The following is a 16271-nucleotide window of genomic DNA, read 5'->3' as shown; positions in this document are numbered from 1 at the left end:
AGCACCCACCATCAACATACACTAAGATAACAAGGCTTTGGGTTGGGATTACAATAAAATCAGATGATATTAAATATCGCATAAAAGCCTTGTAGGTCTTGCCCATATGTATGTTTGCGTCAAAAATATGTAAAAAAACCCAGTAAACAACTGTACATCGATTGCTCATTGCAGCGAATATAGGTATCATTAGCAATTAACTAAACAATATTTTGTTACACTATTTCTTTTTTGACTTTCAGCATAAGGTATCAAAAAAACTATGGATATTGAAAAAATACGCACCCTAATCGCCCTCATGGAAGAAAACGAACTGGTAAACCTAGAAGTCAGTTCTGATGATGAGCATATTAGCCTAACACGTCACTATGATGCCCCTGCTCCTACCGTCATGGCTGCCCCTGCAGCGGCGCCAGCCTCAGCCGCTCCCGCTGCAAAAGCGGCTGCAAAAGCCGGTAGTGTCGAAACCGCCCCTATGGTTGGGGTTTTTTATTCTGCGCCTAGTCCTAATGACCCACCATACGTTAAGGTTGGCCAAAAAGTACAGGCCGGTGATACTCTAGGCATCATCGAAGCCATGAAAATTATGAACCCGCTTGAAGCGACTCAAAGTGGTGTCATCGACGAGATCTTAGTGGACAACTCTGAGGTTGTACAGTTTGGCCAGCCAGTTATACGCTATAAAGCCTAATTGTACTTGCTATACCTTACTTTGTTATGCTCAATGCCATGTCTATATTCATAGGTCATAATGAATTTATGATAACGACTGGATTGATCAATACCGCTTTGACAAGGATGACCCCATGATAAAAAAACTGCTCATTGCCAACCGTGGTGAGATTGCCTTACGTATCGTACGTGCCTGTAAAGCACTTGGTATCGAAACGGTCGGCGTCTACTCCACTGCTGACGCCAACCTTATGCATCTACGCTTCGTAGATGAGGCAATCTGCATCGGTAACCCCAGTGCTACCGAAAGCTACTTAAACATCAATACCATCTTAACTGCTGCCGAGATATCTGGTGCAGACGCCATTCATCCTGGTTATGGTTTTTTGGCAGAAAATGCTGAGTTTGCTGAGCGTATTGAAGAAGCTGGCTTAACCTTCGTGGGTCCAAATGCAGATCATATTCGTCTGATGGGTAATAAAGTCTCTGCCATCAATGCCATGAAAAAAGCCGGCGTACCTACCGTACCTGGCTCTGTCGGTGCGGTTACCTTGCACAATGCTGAAGAGCAGTCTCGCAATATTGGTTTTCCATTGATTGTCAAAGCTGCCGCTGGCGGTGGTGGCCGCGGCATGCGTGTTGTAGAACGTTTCGAAGATCTCATCGGACAAGTGCAGGCAGCAAAACAAGAAGCCGAGCTTTGGTTCGGTGATGATACTGTCTATATGGAGCGCTACTTACAAAACCCACGTCACGTTGAGATTCAGGTATTAGGAGACGGCAACGGCAACGCCATCCATCTTTATGATCGTGACTGCTCCTTGCAACGTCGCCATCAAAAAGTGCTAGAAGAAGCCCCAGCTCCTGGTATTCCTGATGATGTTCGTGAGCCAATCCTAAAGGCTTGTGTCAAAGCTTGTGAATTGGTTCAGTATCGTGGTGCTGGTACGTTTGAGTTTTTATTTGAAAATAATGAATTCTTCTTTATCGAGATGAATACCCGGGTCCAAGTTGAGCATACCATCACTGAGATGATTACTGGAATCGATGTGGTGGTTGAGCAGCTCAAGATTGCAGCAGGTTATGGTCTGTCCTATCGTCAAAGCGAGATCGAAGTTCAAGGCCATGCCATTGAATGTCGTATCAATGCCGAAGATCCCGTGACCTTTATGCCTTCACCAGGTACTGTGACTCAATTGTTTACTCCTAGCGGTGCTGGGATACGTTTTGACTCACATTTATATCCAGGATATGACATACCAAGCTACTATGACTCGCTAGTGGGTAAGCTCATTTGTCATGGACAAAACCGCCAACAAGCCATCTCCAAAACCTTGCACGCCCTCGATGAGCTAGTGATTGAAGGCATTAAGACCAACATTCCCATGCATCGTGATGTCATTTTAGCTGATGAAAACTTTGTCCATGAGGCGCAAAACATCCATTACTTAGAAGAAGAGCTGCTAAAGTCTCAAGAGACCAAAACGGCCAAATAACCAAGACCCTTTATTGTCATTCATAAAAAACCGCTATATAAAATAGCGGTTTTTTGTATCTATCGTCAAAGTCGTTTGAGCTGCCCAACTATGGCAGTACTCTACGAAAGTTCATATAGCATTCTGTACCATCAGGGTTTGCACACCATTGCATCTCATTGCCTTCATGGTTTAAAAAAGCAATCACAGCCTCGCCTGTTTGATCGATCTGCTGACCTGAGCAATCCACTTCATTATTATCATAAAGCGTCTTAAGAGCAATGATTGGCAGTCCTTCTGCACGATGAGTCACCAGATAGCGCCCATAGGTCCATTCTTTACCACTGACGGACCACATCTCATTGTCTACGCCAAAGTTATAAATCTCACGGCATTGGTTGGTATCTGCTGATAATTGAACCGGCTCGATATTCGTAGGCCTCACACTCAAAACACGCTGCTCTTGCTGAGTAAGCACCCCATCTTCTGTACCAGCTGTGACCTTTGGCTCATGGGTTATCATACCTTGAACGTGATTTAACTCGGCTTGTCTGGCGGCGGCTTCTTTGGTCATAGTAACGTCGCTATCAAGGTCTATCTCCCACTGTCCAACGATAGCAGGGCTAATATGCGTATTGATGACAGACTGGCTGACCGGCTCGCCATTGGCAGGTAATGATGCCAAGATAGATGCTAAGGTAAAAGAAGCAAATGAGATGGGTTCCATAGTAAGCCTTATATTTGTAGTTATTAATATGTACACGTGAGTCCTGTGTACACATTAGTGTAAGTCTTAGCTGACAATCACACAAGTAACATTATGCTATTAGCGCTTATCTGACCATTCCATCATACTTATTATCACGCTCGTTTTTTTGACACAAAAATAGCGCTATGCCTCTAATAGGCATAGCGCTATCAATCACCATTGTATTTAAGCTTAAGCGGCGATTGTCGTTGGTGCTTGAGCAAAGGCTGATAGTGCGCCTTTTAACATTGCTGATACTGTGCTACTACAGGTGCCGATACCAGAGTAGACGTCACCATCGACATTCAACTGGATGTATGCCGCTGCATTGGCGTCAGTCTTGTTGTCGCTACTACTACCATCATCGATTCCATCACGATTATTATGTTGTGGGTTGATGGCATGCTCAGCATAGTTGATGACATGTATCGACTTGCCAGTATGACGTGCAAGACCATCTATAAAGGAAGACAGAGGTCCATTACCTGTACCATCGATTGTAATCACATCGCCATTTATTTGCGCTTGACCGTCAAAGAATACTTCGCCGCCTTTATTATTGACCGTATAATCAAGCAGCTCAAAGTTGCCTTGTTTTAGGTAGGTTTCTTCAAAAGTTTGCAAAATCTCATCATTTTGTAGTTCACGAGCTGTCTTTTCAGCTTGTTGCTGAATGACACCACTGAAGTCAATCTGCATCCAACGTGGCAAATTGAAGCCATAATTACGCTGTAGAATATATGCCACGCCGCCTTTACCTGATTGGCTGTTAATACGTACCACATCTTGGTAACTGCGACCAATGTGTGCAGGGTCGATCGGTAAATAAGCCACATCCCAGACACTGTTTGTCTCATCTTGATGCTTTTCGTTGTAATCAAGCGATTTTTTGATGGCGTCTTGATGTGAGCCGCTAAAGGCAGTAAATACCAACTCGCCCACATACGGGTGACGAGGGTGTATCGGTAGATTGTTACACTCGCTAACCACTTGTACAATCTCGCTCATATTACTAAAATCAAGCTCAGGATCGATGCCCTGGCTAAATAGATTCATCGCCATGACCATGATATCCATATTGCCTGTGCGCTCGCCATTACCAAGCAAGGTCCCTTCAATACGATCTGCACCTGCAAGCACACCAAGCTCAGCAGCAGCAACGGCACAGCCACGATCGTTATGCGTATGTAAGCTGACTGTCACATGCTCACGCTGTGGCAAATGGCGGCAGAAGTACTCTACCTGATCTGCAAACACATTGGGCATAGAGGCCTCAACCGTAGCAGGTAAGTTAATGATCACTTCTTGGCCCTGTGCAGGCTGCCATACTTCACAGACAGCATCGCATACCTCTACCGCATACTCAGTCTCTGTCTGACTAAAGCTCTCTGGTGAGTATTGAAACACCCACTCTGTCTCTGGATATTTGGCGGCATATTGTTGCAACAGTTTGGCACCAGTGATGGCGATCTCTTTAATCTCAGCTTTATCTTTACCATATACTTTTTCACGCTGTACTTTACAGGTAGAGTTATAGACATGGACGATGGCCCGCTTAGCGCCTTTTAGGGATTCAAAGGTGCGAGCGATAAGATGCTCTCGAGCCTGCACCAGTACTTGCAAGGTAACATCTTCTGGCACGTGGCTCTCCTCGATCAGCTTACGAGCAAAGTCAAACTCCACCTGAGCGGCTGATGGAAAGCCGATTTCTATCTCCTTAAAACCGACCCCAACTAATGTCTTAAAAAAGCGCATTTTTTGTTCGATGGTCATCGGATCAATCAGCGCCTGATTTCCATCTCGCAGATCTACGCTTGCCCATATTGGCGCTTTTTCTATCGTTTTGCTTGGCCAAGTGCGATCTGGTAGCGAAGGTGCAAAGGCAAACGGACGATATTTGCGATAATCAAAAGCGGCATGTTTTGGAGCTTGTTTGGGGCTTGTTGTTGCAGTACGTGCTGCTTCGTTTCGTATGGTATCGTTTGACATGATCAATCCTTTTCGATGAGGTGATAAGCTAGGATATGTTGACAAAATTGGCATCATCTCATGAGATGATAATTTATATTATAATAATAGCAAAGTTTATGCGTTAAAAAACGGCTTTATTAATCAAATTAGCAGACTATTTTAGTGATTAATAGCAATATTCGTTATATAATGAGCAAAAACCACCATAAACTGTATTTATCATGCCTAATCGAGAATTATCTGCCTCACAGACACCGACCATTGACGATATTGATAAGCGTCTGTTACGGCTATTGCGCACCGACGCGCGCATGAGCATCACTGAGCTTGCCGAGCATGTCAATCTGTCAGCCACGCCCTGTGCACGCCGTATCAAACGCTTAGAAGAAGCCGGCATCATCACAGGCTACTACACTCAAACCGATGCAGAAAAACTGGGTTATCCTTTGGCGGTGTTTATCGCTATTAGTATGGATCGACATACAGCAGAGCGCTTTGAGCTTTTTGAACGCAAAATTCAAAGCTTTGATGAGGTCATCAGTTGCAGCATAGTGACTGGTCGTTCTGAAGACTACCTTATCAAGGTACGAGTGCGGGACATGGCCCACTATGAGGAGTTTTTATTACATCGGCTCAATCGTATTGAGGGCGTGGCACAAGTGCATACCAGCTTTGAGCTACGAGAAGTACTCAATCGAAGTATCATCTAAAACCTATCCGGATGTTAGCTCGTTAAGCTGCTGCTTTTGCAGGTAGCGAAACCCTATTATCAACACCAACCCTACCAGTAGTCCAGAGGCCGCTGCCAGTAGCCCTGCATTAAAATTATCATCTTGACCTGCCAGCGCTACAGTCACTAACGGACCTACAAACTGCCCCAATGCATACGCTAAGGTGGCAAGCCCTATCAATAGATTTGAGTAAGCGGGATTGATGTTTTTAATAATATTCAAGGTCATTGAGACCATACCGACAAAGGTCAGTCCTAAAATCACAGCATTGGCATAGAGGCCAAAAGCGCCTTCAGACCACAAAGGTAAAAGCATGCCTACTGCCTGCAGTAAGGTCAGACCCATCAAGGTATTGACCTCGCCCACTCGTTTGGCAAGCGCTCCCCACAGAGGGTTGGATAACATGGCAAAGATACCGACAAGCAACCAAATAAGCAGCCCAACATGACTCTGCGTTGCCAGCCTTTGTGTCGCCATCACAGGCAAAAAGGTCGCTGACGTGATATAACCGAACCCTGCCAGTACATAGCTTGCTGACAACAGCCCGATGGCTTTGGTATGTCCAACCAGAGCACGATAAAGCACACGTTTAAAGCTACTATATACTTGCCCAATAGAAGCACTCATAAGGCGCTCTTTTGAAGGCTTTGGTTTTGCTTCATATACTACGGTGTTAATGTCTGCTGGCCGTAATCCAAAAAGCAGCCACAGTAGCGGTAAACTACTGATGCCGGCGACCAACCAAATCACTTCAAAATGATACCCCAGTACCAACAGCCACCAGGTCAATAACGCTGAAAGACTGATACCGACACCAATCCCGGCATAATGTAGCGCTGAGAGCACAGACAGGCGCTCGCGACTTAACCTCTGAATCACCAAAGAAGAGCTTAAAATCATCGCCACACCGCTAGCGATACCTGCCAGCAAACGAATGAAATACCACGTATATAAAGACATGTCTGGTACAACCAGCATCATGGTTGTGACGATACTGACCATTGTCCAAAACATCAGCATTTGCCAGGTGAGACGCTGCGGCACAAACATCGCAATAAGCGCCCCAATGAAATAGCCAATATAGTTGATCGATGCCATCCAACCAGCGATGGCAGTCGATAGTGACAGCTCGGTCATGATATCGGGCAAAGTGGCGGTAAACAAAAAACGCCCGTACCCCATCACCACCGCTAAGCAGTACAGCCCTATCCCAGCGATAGCGACTTCATTGGTGATAAGAGCAACGTGGCGTTTGGGAGCAGTCGTCATGACAGAGCCAATTTGTGGCTATGAGCACACAATCCTTTGTGTTAGAAATCCAAATGCATTGCTTAAACCTCGCAGGCTTGATACACGAGGTTAAAGCAAAAAAACTATTATGATACATTCAATACTGGCGTTGATGACGATGCTAAGTCTGACTTACCCAAGATCTGGACCCGCTGATCACTAAACATATCCATATCAGGGGCAAGCGTACGCATAAACCGATCGAAGTATAGCAACTGCTTGGTCAATAAAGCAAAATCTCGTGGGAAATGAATACCGTGACGCTTGCCGACATCAACGATGTCAAGCATCATCTGATTCAGCTCATCTGCCTGCTCTTTACTATTAAACGGTACACCACTGGTAAAGGCCTTATCCTCTGCCATGATAGCACTCATCATGCGCTGCAGATCAGTGGCCAGTGCCGCCTCATCCACCTGATGACGCTCGTTTGTCATCTCCATATCTATCATGTTTTTCGCCATGGCTTGATAGTCGTTGTCTTGCAGTGCCTGCATCATGCCCATACACGCTCGCCAGCTCTCAGCCTTTAGTTTACCAACGATACCAAAGTCCAAAAACCCAATACGACCATCAGTCAGCAGCATCAAATTACCAGCGTGCAAATCAGCATGGAAACTGTTGCACATCAGCAAGCTTGCAAACCATGTGTTGAGCGTATCGGCCATCACTTGCGCTGGATCAGCACAGTACTGACGCATGGCGGTCTCATCAATCATAGATACCCCATGCAACCGACTCATCGTCAGTACGCGCTTGGTCGTTAGCGCATCGTAAACTTGTGGCGCCACTACTCGAGTATTGCCAGAGACGGATAAAAACTGCTGGAAATCACGGATATTTTGTGCCTCAGCGATAAAATCAGTTTCTGCCAACATACGCAAACGAATCTCATCAATGATAGGCGCAATACTGGCAAACTTCATCGACGGCATCAGCAGCTCTACCAATTTGGTGACACCGTGCAGCACCCCCAAATCGGTCTGCATAATGGTCTCAACCTCAGGCTTTTGTACCTTGAGCACCACCTCGTCACCATTGTGCAAACGAGCAGCATGTACTTGTGCAATAGAAGCTGACGCTAACGGCTGACGCTCAATATGCGCAAACCTATCTTCGAGTGTGTGTCCATCTACTGCCAACTCCGACTCTAGCACCTGTTGGATATAATCATAAGACAGGGGCGTGGTTTGATCTAAGCAATCTTGAAAGGCCTCGACATACTCACGTGGAAACAAAGACGGCGTACTGGCAATAAACTGACCTATCTTAATATAAGTGGTACCCAATTGCTCAAAGGTCTCTTTTAACAATCGAGCATCAGGCTTTTCACCTTTGGCCACTCTAAATGCAGACAAGCCTGCCACACTTGCAGTTTGGCGCACACGGTTTACCACGTTAAAGGTATGCTTTAATAAATGTGGGCGATGTATTTTCATAAAAGACAACTGTTATTTATCGTAAATAAGGAGATTAAAAGCGAGGCCATACTGGGGCTATACCGCACATATCGGGCAGTTTTTATCTTGTCGATAGCCCATAAGTCGCTGCTGCATCTGACTACCATCCCATAACAGCAGCTTGCCTGTCAGTGGGTTTTTAGTTAGACCCAAATACTGTAGGGCTGCATTGGCTTGTAGATTGCCCATAACACCCGTCGTACTGGCGAGCACTCCTGAGTTAGCACATGTACGCTCATCAGCAGCTTCATCAAGAACCACTGAACCAAAGACACAATGATAGCAACCTGTCTGTAGATGCGGCTCAAACAACGCCAGCTGCCCCTGCATCGCAATAGCAGAGGCTGTCAAAAGCGGGATCTGAAAACGCACACTAATGCGATTAATAATGTCACGAGTGGCAAAGTTATCCGTACAATCTAACAGCAAGTCGGGCTTACCCGCAGCCATATTCAGTAGCTCATAAGCATTGTCTTCACTCAGCCGGGCGACTGTTGCTTGTGCGGTGCTTAGCGGATTAATCTGTTTTAGCTTATTTGCGGCGGTTGTTGCTTTTGGCTGACCAATATCTTCGGGCAAAAACAGGGTTTGCCGCTGCAGATTACTCGCTTCAATGACATCATCATCAATGAGATGCACCTGACCGAGCCCTGCTCGTACCAGTATTTCAGAGGCGGGACAGCCAAGGCCGCCTGCGCCAATCATTACCACACGAGACGATTTTAGGCGTAGCTGCGCATCAATATCCCAGCCATCAAGTAGTACTTGCCGTGCATAGCGCAGTAACTCATCATCTGTCAGCTCTTGGTGTGTTAAAGGTGTCGTCATAGTGTTATCAATTTTAGTTTGCATTCTCTTGTGGTTTTTGACCAAGCGTCACTCTGTCATTGTTGCCATAATCTTGAATGGTCTGTACCGAAACCAAGCCATAATCAGACAATATCTGCCGTACCGCTGCACCTTGATCAAAGCCATGCTCTAGTGCCAGTAGGCCATCTGTACGTAAATATTGTTTGGCCTGCTGCGCAATCCGCACTATATCTGCCAGGCCATGCTTGGGTGCACTCAGGGCGCTAATAGGTTCGGCTCTCAAGCGTGATAAATGAGTATCCGCCTCATCAATATAGGGCGGATTGGAGACGATGACGTCAAATGGCGCTACGCTGTGACTGGGCAGTGCGTCATACCAGCTGCCCTGTATAAATTCAATATCGGCCACATCATTTTTTATTGCATTTTGCTTAGCGACTTTTAGGGCCTCGGACGATATATCCACGGCTACCACTTGCCAATCGGCTTTCTTTAACTCATGCGCTAGGCTAATAGCGATACAGCCTGATCCTGTACCTAGGTCAAGCAGGCGCTTGCGGGTGTCAGTATGCTTTATGGCGGCATTATTTGCTTTATCAAGTTGGCTGGACTTAACGCTAGCATCTGCTGCTATCCACTGCAGCACTTGCTCGACCAAAACCTCAGTATCAGGACGAGGAATAAGCGTATGGGTATTTACCTTGAATGTGAGCGACCAAAAATCTTGCTGACCTGTTAAATACGCCAATGGTATGCCCTGTTGCATCTTAGCCACGCCGGCATGAAACCGTGTAAGCTCATCATCAGTAAGCTGATAATCGTCATCAGTGATCAAAAATATTGCTGGCTGATCGATAACATAAAGCAGCCAATCCGTGAGCCAAAATGACGGTAACATGCTCTCTGTAGCCTCATTTGTCAGCTGCTGAATCTGCTGCTTGACTTGACCAATGCTAAACTTTGCCATAGATGACTCATAAAAATACTGTGTGGGGGATTGAATAACAGCGCAGCGATCGAACTGGCCATAATTTGAGCTACTCTGTTGCTCGTGGCGGCGCTTTGGTATCGGTCAAACTAGGGTTTGCCTTTGTCAATGACGGCTGACCATCACTATTGCTATCGTCATCATCATAAATATCATCATTGTCACCAATGACGATATGCTTATCAACAAAATAGATCAGCGCCAAAATTGGAATACCAATCGCAAAGGTAAACACAAAGAAAAACGGATAGCCCATACTATCGACGATAGAGCCTGAGTAGCCGCCCATAACCTTTGGAATTAAAGTCATTAATGAAGAAAAAATAGCATACTGTACCGCAGTAAAGCGTATAGAAGTCAAAGCCGACAAAAAAGCAATAAAGACAGCACTAGCAAGCCCTGCCGCTAGATTATCAAATATCACCGCCATATACATGATGGGCAAGCTGCCTGGGTTATAGCTCAACACCACAAACAATAAGTTAGTGGCACAGGCCAATAACGCCCCTATCATCATGGCATGCATAATGCGAAAACGCTGAGCCAATAGCCCGCCCAAAAACCCACCACCGATGGCCATGATAACACCAACCAACTTCACCGCATTGGCAATATCGGTCTTACTAAAACCCATGTCTTGATAAAAGACGTTTGAAATCACCCCTGCCACGATATCTGAGATACGATATAGCCCAATCAGCGCTAACAGCAGTAAGGCTTTTTTGCCATAGCGTCGAAAAAAGTCTACGATAGGCTCAATCCATGTCGCCATAGCGATTTCTTTTTTGACCAAACCTACTTGTACCAGCGCATATCCTGTCGCTAATGCAACTGCCAAGCTTGTCAACAGATGCAAGGTCTCACTGATAAAGCTAACAAACACACCGTCAAATTCGGGCACTACTTGTCCTGTCAACACATAAGCGGCGATAAACGCCACCACAGCAAAAACAAACAAAAACACCAATCTGACATAGTCTTCACGAGTTTCGGCCACTAAAGGTGCTTTATTGACAATCTTTGGTTGATTGATCATAAAATACAGCAGCAATAACGGCGCAGCAGCCACCATGGCTAAGAAGTAAAGCTTGATAGTAGGCATAGCCGCCAGTGGTATGAGCGACATGGTATTATCTAATGCCATATTGACCAACATATTAACTAAATACACCAGCCCAAACAGCAACCCTGGTATGAGCAACAATGCAGAATAGACAAGAAAAACCTTTAAGTTGCGTTTTTGTTTATGGCGCTGCAAAATCTCCGCTGTTGGCTCATAACTGGCAAACGTCGTCAATATACCCAAGCTCATCACCCCTGCCATTATATAGTAGGTATTGCGCCAAGCTTCGTAGCTATAGAAAGCTTCCGTCGAGCCAAAGTAATCTGCCAAATACAGTGCCCCCGCTCCAGCGATAATCATACCGATACGGTAGCCAGACACATAAATGGAGGACAAAATTGATTGCATAGATGGTGGTGCCAACTCGATACGATAAGCATCGATAACGATATCTTGGGTAGCGGACGAAAAGCCAAGCAAAACCGCAGCGCCCGCCATATAAACCAATACCTCTTCACTGACAGGGTTGACCGTCGCCATCAAAAGTATCGCCAACACAATAAGCAGCTGCGACACCACCATCCAGCTGCGTCGTCGCCCCAACCATTTGGTCAAAAACGGTACGGGCAAAGCATCGATTAATGGCGCCCAAATAAACTTAAAAGAGTAGCCAAGCGCCGCCCAGCTAAACATCGTCACCACACCGCGATCAATCCCCGCCTCTCTAAGCCACAATGACAGACTAGAAAAAATAAGCAAGATGGGAACACCCGCTGAGAAGCCCAAAAACAGCATGATAATGACACGAGAATCTAAATACGCTTTAGCAGCCTCGCCCCATGATTTTTTAGCGATGGGTTGGTTGGACGGTACGGGTTTAACAGCAGACATAATAACTCACCAGCACTTAGGACAAAAAGCACAACATCACACGGTTTGATCGATCTTATTTCAGCTGTTTGGCGAAAAACAAGACAATACCTACGATTTGACGTCATACACACACAAGTAGAATAACAAAATTGAATTATGGTACTGCAGAACATCTGACTTGACTAGATGTTTTTATCATATCTGATAGATATCGCACTTCAGACACGCTTATATTTCGCTCTAGTAATATGCTGTGTCATAACCTTACTTTAAACTCAACACCACACTTAAAACTGTGCTTATCTCTCTGCTGTTTATCGATAAACCAGCAAAAACTCCGATCCAACAAAATCTTTATATTCCATTTTTTCATAAAATAACAACAATTTGTTATATACAAGAATAAACAACTTGATTTAAACTGGTCACTTCATATACTTTTTGCTCTTTTGTAATCAAACAAGGTTTGATGTTCTTATTTAATAGGATTCAGTAATGGCAGTCGACGTAGTGGTCAATCAGCGGCATCTACAAATCCAGCTTAAACAGTTGGAGACGGTATGGCATACCGTGATTAATGGCTATAACTTAAGCCAAGCAGCGACGGTATTGCATACCAGTCAATCAAGCCTATCCAAGCATATTGCAGCACTTGAAAACCAACTCAAAACTGAAGTGTTCGTGCGCCAAGGCAAACGCTTGACTGGACTGACGGCCATGGGTACAGCGCTCCTGCCACATATTGAGTCTATTTTTGCTGAGATACGTACCATTGAAAACCTCAGCCTTGACTTTAATGATCCAAATATCGGCACATTAACGATTGCTACCACCCATACGCAGGCACGCTATGTGCTGCCAAAGGTGATTAAAGAGTTTAAAGCACGCTTTCCTAAAGTAAATTTAATTTTGCAGCAAGCGGACCCTGAGACCATCGCTCAAATGGTTATTCGAGGTCAAGCTGACATCGGCGTCGCCACTGAGTCCCTCCTACATAACGACTATCTCAGATGCTATCGTTATTATGACTGGACGCATCGCATCATTGTACCCAATGATCATGAGCTTGCTGAGCACGAAACGATAGACCTACCGACACTCGCCAGCTACCCTATCGTCACCTATCATGGTGGCTTCACAGGTCGCAGTGCCATCGATAAAACTTTTAGTGAGGCAGGTCTCGAGCCTGATATTGTATTGGCAGCGCTTGATGCCGATGTGATTAGCACCTATGTCGGGTTGGGATTGGGTATTGGTATTATTGCCGAGATGGCGTTTGAGCCCAGCCATTATCAAAACCTAGTGGCCATTCCTGTCGATCATTTTGGGCGCTTTACCAGTTGGATGGCAGTGCGAGATGATGCCGAGATTCGTCAGTATGGTCGTGCTTTTATGGCGTTATGTCAGCAGCAATTTAGTCAGGAGTGAGGAGTCAGAAACTGGTAAGCTTCCCGCAAGTGTCAACTCTCATGACTATAAAGATTTGTGAGCAATGTCAGCGATGGCCTTTAGATTCAATATAAGCGCCCCATTATACTAAGTATTGAGCGTTACGGTATTGGGCGTTTCGCTCTATTTTAACTTTTCGTCATATCATGATTGTTTAAAACGATAACAATAATTTCTGTGGATATGACATCATAATAATAGGTGAATAATGAATCATACCATTCCTTTATCTTTTTTAGACCTTGCTCCTGTTCCTGAAGGACAAAGCATCGCTACTGGCATCGCTCAAACCATTGAGACCGCACAGCAAGCTGAAAAATTTGGCTTAAACCGTTACTGGATGGCTGAGCATCACAATATGCCGGGTATCGCTAGCGCAGCGACTTCAGTGCTATTATCACATATAGGTAGCCAGACCAGTCGTATTCGTATCGGTTCTGGCGGTGTGATGCTACCCAATCATGCCCCGCTGGTTATCGCTGAGCAGTTTGGTACTTTGCAAGCGCTGTATGGCGATCGTATTGACTTGGGGTTAGGTCGTGCGCCTGGTACTGATGGGGCGACCTTTCAGGCACTGCGCCGGCAAATGAAAGACGCTGAGCGTTTTCCGCAAGATGTCCAAGAGCTGCTGTATTTTTTAGGTAATGACACAGATGGCAGTCCTGTACAAGCCTTTCCTGGTGCCAAGTCTAATGTGCCTATTTGGATTTTAGGCTCTTCGTTGTTTGGCGCCACCTTAGCAGCACATCTAGGATTGCCTTATTCGTTTGCCTCGCATTTTGCGCCGCAAATGCTAGAGCAAGCCATTAGTGCTTATCGTGAGCAGTTCAAACCCTCAAAATACCTAGATAAGCCTTATGTCATGCTGGCAGCCAACTTATTGCTGGCGGATGATGATGAGACTGCAGAGTATCACTTTACTTCAGCGCAACAAAGCTTCGTACGCTTACGCCGTGGTGAAACGGGTCAAATGCCCAAGCCTACTTATGATATGGACAGTATCTGGAGTCCGACAGAAAGAATGATGGTAGACAAAGCCTTGTCCGTATCTTTTATTGGTTCAGTTGAGAGCGTGCAGCCAAAACTTGCGGGCTTTCTTGCAAGATATCAGCCTGATGAGCTGATTGTGACAGCGAACGTCTATGACCAAGCGGCACGTCTGCGTTCACTTGAACTTACACCTGAGCTAAACTTGTTTACTTTACAATAAGCCAGTACAGCGACATACTTTTAGATGAACTCTAACGAGATAATAGTTATGGAAACATCTGCTTTTATTGGTTCATCTATATTTTTGTATATTTTAGCTTTTATCGTCGTCATGGCCATCGGTGGATATCTCACCTACCGCATCAGTCCAAAACGTAAAAAGCGCCGAGAAAATAAGCGCAATAAAGACGATTTGCCTTAAGCAATTTTAAAAGCCCACTTCTTACATCAAAGAAGTGGGCTTTTTGATTACTCTATCAGTTCATAATAAAACCGATACAGTAACGTTTACTGTTACCAGTCAACTGACGTACCATGATCGTTTTGTGCCGCCTGCTGCGCAACATATAGCGCTACTGCAGCATCAAACCGAGCGGCACCAACGGACTTAAATAGCGTGATGCCATCATTGGTTTTTTTAAGCTTTTGTGTCACCAACTCTTTTAGGTCACCACTGATATCATCCCAAGTCCATGAGCAATCAGCGTTGTCATGCGCTTGAATCAAATCGCCAGCCTCATGGCGACCACCCGCCAAGTCATCTATCACTACCATACTACTACTGGCGATGACATCATCACCTATCTCTTTCATTGAGGCCTGATAAGCGCCAACTGCGTTGATATGAGCGTCTGATTTGATTTGCTCGACACGAAATAAACCTTCATTAGCACGAGTAGCGACGTTAATCACATCTGCATCACGTATGGCGTCTTCTATCGCTTCACACACCTTTATCTCTACATCCCATTGATCATAATCCTGAACAAAACGTGTCTTAAAGGCCTGAGCGTTTTCATGGCTTCTATTCCATAAATAAACTGTCTTTATCTCAGGGCGTACCGTAAGTACGGCATGCAGCTGCTCATAAGCCATACCACCGCAGCCTACGACAGCCACGCTCTCACAGTCAGACTTGGCCATATATTTGGTTGCGATGCCTGATAATGCTGCTGTACGTACTTGGGTGATATAAATACCATCCATAATCGCCAATATCTCGCCAGTGTCGTTTTTTGATACTGTAATAATCGCTGTCGTGGTGGGTAGATTGCGACTGGGATTGTCTGGACAGATCGTCACCAGTTTTACCGCAGTATACTCCTGCTCACCATCGTATATGGTCGCTGGCATAGACAGATGAGAACCTTTACTATGCTTATCATCCTCACTAAAGGTGCCAATGACCAGACGATCAGGTGACTTAATCCAATTTGGGTTTTGGTCTTGATGACGTAAAAGCGCCTCAATCGCATCGATAGCGGCTTGCATGTTTAAGTGTTCCGTGACTACTGCTTTGTTTAGTAACTGCACTGCTAGCACTCCTTGCATATTAAGATTATAACCAACTACTCTATCATGCCTACATCAGACAAATAATACAATCATTGTCATTTTATCATCCAGCGCCGTAAAACCCCGTCCTTCTAGGGCGTGGATATCAGGCGTCATCTGTTGTCACCTAAGATTGAACATGCCTTGATAACCAAATACATTGAGATCATAATTACTCCATGAAAACGCTCAAACTA

Annotated in this window: 14 protein-coding genes; 6 read left to right on the top strand and 8 right to left on the bottom strand. The window is 45.2% G+C overall.

Annotation, left to right across the window (positions count from 1 at the left end; all coding sequences use genetic code 11):
- Positions 1-262: 262 nt before the first annotated feature.
- Positions 263-691 (top strand): acetyl-CoA carboxylase biotin carboxyl carrier protein, encoded by a 429-nt coding sequence (gene accB / locus J3492_RS07615; RefSeq protein ID WP_207991212.1) that lies wholly within the window; start codon positions 263-265, stop codon positions 689-691.
- 115 nt (positions 692-806) lie between these two features.
- Positions 807-2168, top strand: coding sequence for an acetyl-CoA carboxylase biotin carboxylase subunit (accC, locus tag J3492_RS07610; RefSeq protein ID WP_207991211.1), 1362 nt, complete (start codon positions 807-809; stop codon positions 2166-2168).
- An 88-nt stretch (positions 2169-2256) separates the two neighbouring features.
- Here accC and J3492_RS07605 read toward each other — a convergent pair whose 3' ends face one another.
- On the bottom strand, positions 2257-2874 hold the full coding sequence (locus J3492_RS07605) for a hypothetical protein (RefSeq protein WP_207991210.1): 618 nt from the start codon (positions 2872-2874) through the stop codon (positions 2257-2259).
- Between the two features lie 213 nt (positions 2875-3087).
- The gene (gene leuA, locus J3492_RS07600) at positions 3088-4884 is read right to left on the bottom strand and encodes a 2-isopropylmalate synthase (RefSeq protein ID WP_243453161.1); all 1797 of its coding nucleotides are present in this window, start codon (positions 4882-4884) and stop codon (positions 3088-3090) included.
- A gap of 203 nt (positions 4885-5087) precedes the next feature.
- On the opposite strand from leuA, the gene J3492_RS07595 reads away from it, so the two are divergent.
- Entirely contained in the window at positions 5088-5576 is a 489-nt protein-coding gene (locus J3492_RS07595; RefSeq protein ID WP_207991209.1) for an Lrp/AsnC family transcriptional regulator, read from the top strand.
- A gap of 3 nt (positions 5577-5579) precedes the next feature.
- Here J3492_RS07595 and J3492_RS07590 read toward each other — a convergent pair whose 3' ends face one another.
- From J3492_RS07590 to J3492_RS07570, 5 genes are all read right to left on the bottom strand, one after another.
- The gene (locus tag J3492_RS07590) at positions 5580-6866 is read right to left on the bottom strand and encodes a YbfB/YjiJ family MFS transporter (protein WP_207991208.1); all 1287 of its coding nucleotides are present in this window, start codon (positions 6864-6866) and stop codon (positions 5580-5582) included.
- Positions 6867-6973: 107 nt separating this feature from the next.
- On the bottom strand, positions 6974-8326 hold the full coding sequence (locus J3492_RS07585; RefSeq protein ID WP_207991207.1) for an ABC1 kinase family protein: 1353 nt from the start codon (positions 8324-8326) through the stop codon (positions 6974-6976).
- Between the two features lie 57 nt (positions 8327-8383).
- A complete protein-coding gene (locus tag J3492_RS07580; RefSeq protein ID WP_207991206.1) occupies positions 8384-9175 on the bottom strand; it encodes a HesA/MoeB/ThiF family protein in 792 nt (263 codons plus the stop codon).
- Between the two features lie 13 nt (positions 9176-9188).
- On the bottom strand, positions 9189-10124 hold the full coding sequence (gene prmC, locus J3492_RS07575) for a peptide chain release factor N(5)-glutamine methyltransferase (RefSeq protein ID WP_207991205.1): 936 nt from the start codon (positions 10122-10124) through the stop codon (positions 9189-9191).
- Positions 10125-10194: 70 nt separating this feature from the next.
- Complete coding sequence (locus J3492_RS07570) at positions 10195-12099, bottom strand: AmpG family muropeptide MFS transporter (RefSeq protein WP_207991204.1); 1905 nt, start codon at positions 12097-12099, stop codon at positions 10195-10197.
- A gap of 477 nt (positions 12100-12576) precedes the next feature.
- On the opposite strand from J3492_RS07570, the gene J3492_RS07565 reads away from it, so the two are divergent.
- The 3 genes from J3492_RS07565 (at position 12577) to J3492_RS07555 (ending at position 14941) form a co-directional block, all read left to right on the top strand.
- A complete protein-coding gene (locus J3492_RS07565) occupies positions 12577-13509 on the top strand; it encodes a LysR substrate-binding domain-containing protein (RefSeq protein ID WP_207991203.1) in 933 nt (310 codons plus the stop codon).
- 229 nt (positions 13510-13738) lie between these two features.
- Entirely contained in the window at positions 13739-14740 is a 1002-nt protein-coding gene (locus J3492_RS07560; RefSeq protein ID WP_207991202.1) for an LLM class flavin-dependent oxidoreductase, read from the top strand.
- A 48-nt stretch (positions 14741-14788) separates the two neighbouring features.
- Positions 14789-14941: a hypothetical protein gene (locus J3492_RS07555; RefSeq protein ID WP_207991201.1), complete on the top strand. Its 153-nt coding sequence runs from the start codon at positions 14789-14791 to the stop codon at positions 14939-14941.
- A gap of 92 nt (positions 14942-15033) precedes the next feature.
- Here the strand turns inward: J3492_RS07555 and J3492_RS07550 are convergent, their stop codons facing one another.
- Entirely contained in the window at positions 15034-16053 is a 1020-nt protein-coding gene (locus J3492_RS07550; RefSeq protein WP_207991200.1) for an ornithine cyclodeaminase family protein, read from the bottom strand.
- Between the last annotated feature and the right edge of the window lie 218 nt (positions 16054-16271).

It is taken from the genome of Psychrobacter coccoides (assembly GCF_017498085.1).
GTDB classification, from domain to species: Bacteria; Pseudomonadota; Gammaproteobacteria; order Pseudomonadales; family Moraxellaceae; genus Psychrobacter; species Psychrobacter coccoides.
Note: the sequence above shows the minus strand (reverse complement) of the source record. Positions and strands in the feature narration are given on the sequence as shown.

Excerpts from the sequence above, each read along its gene's own strand:
- J3492_RS07580 (WP_207991206.1), bottom strand. The coding sequence starts at position 9,175 with ATGACGACACCTTTAACACACCAAGAGCTGACAGATGATGAGTTACTG.
- J3492_RS07565 (WP_207991203.1), top strand. The coding sequence starts at position 12,577 with ATGGCAGTCGACGTAGTGGTCAATCAGCGGCATCTACAAATCCAGCTT.
- leuA (WP_243453161.1), bottom strand. The coding sequence starts at position 4,884 with ATGTCAAACGATACCATACGAAACGAAGCAGCACGTACTGCAACAACA.
- J3492_RS07605 (WP_207991210.1), bottom strand. The coding sequence starts at position 2,874 with ATGGAACCCATCTCATTTGCTTCTTTTACCTTAGCATCTATCTTGGCA.
- prmC (WP_207991205.1), bottom strand. The coding sequence starts at position 10,124 with ATGGCAAAGTTTAGCATTGGTCAAGTCAAGCAGCAGATTCAGCAGCTG.
- accB (WP_207991212.1), top strand. The coding sequence starts at position 263 with ATGGATATTGAAAAAATACGCACCCTAATCGCCCTCATGGAAGAAAAC.
- J3492_RS07590 (WP_207991208.1), bottom strand. The coding sequence starts at position 6,866 with ATGACGACTGCTCCCAAACGCCACGTTGCTCTTATCACCAATGAAGTC.
- J3492_RS07570 (WP_207991204.1), bottom strand. The coding sequence starts at position 12,099 with ATGTCTGCTGTTAAACCCGTACCGTCCAACCAACCCATCGCTAAAAAA.
- J3492_RS07555 (WP_207991201.1), top strand. The coding sequence starts at position 14,789 with ATGGAAACATCTGCTTTTATTGGTTCATCTATATTTTTGTATATTTTA.
- J3492_RS07585 (WP_207991207.1), bottom strand. The coding sequence starts at position 8,326 with ATGAAAATACATCGCCCACATTTATTAAAGCATACCTTTAACGTGGTA.
- J3492_RS07560 (WP_207991202.1), top strand. The coding sequence starts at position 13,739 with ATGAATCATACCATTCCTTTATCTTTTTTAGACCTTGCTCCTGTTCCT.
- J3492_RS07595 (WP_207991209.1), top strand. The coding sequence starts at position 5,088 with ATGCCTAATCGAGAATTATCTGCCTCACAGACACCGACCATTGACGAT.
- accC (WP_207991211.1), top strand. The coding sequence starts at position 807 with ATGATAAAAAAACTGCTCATTGCCAACCGTGGTGAGATTGCCTTACGT.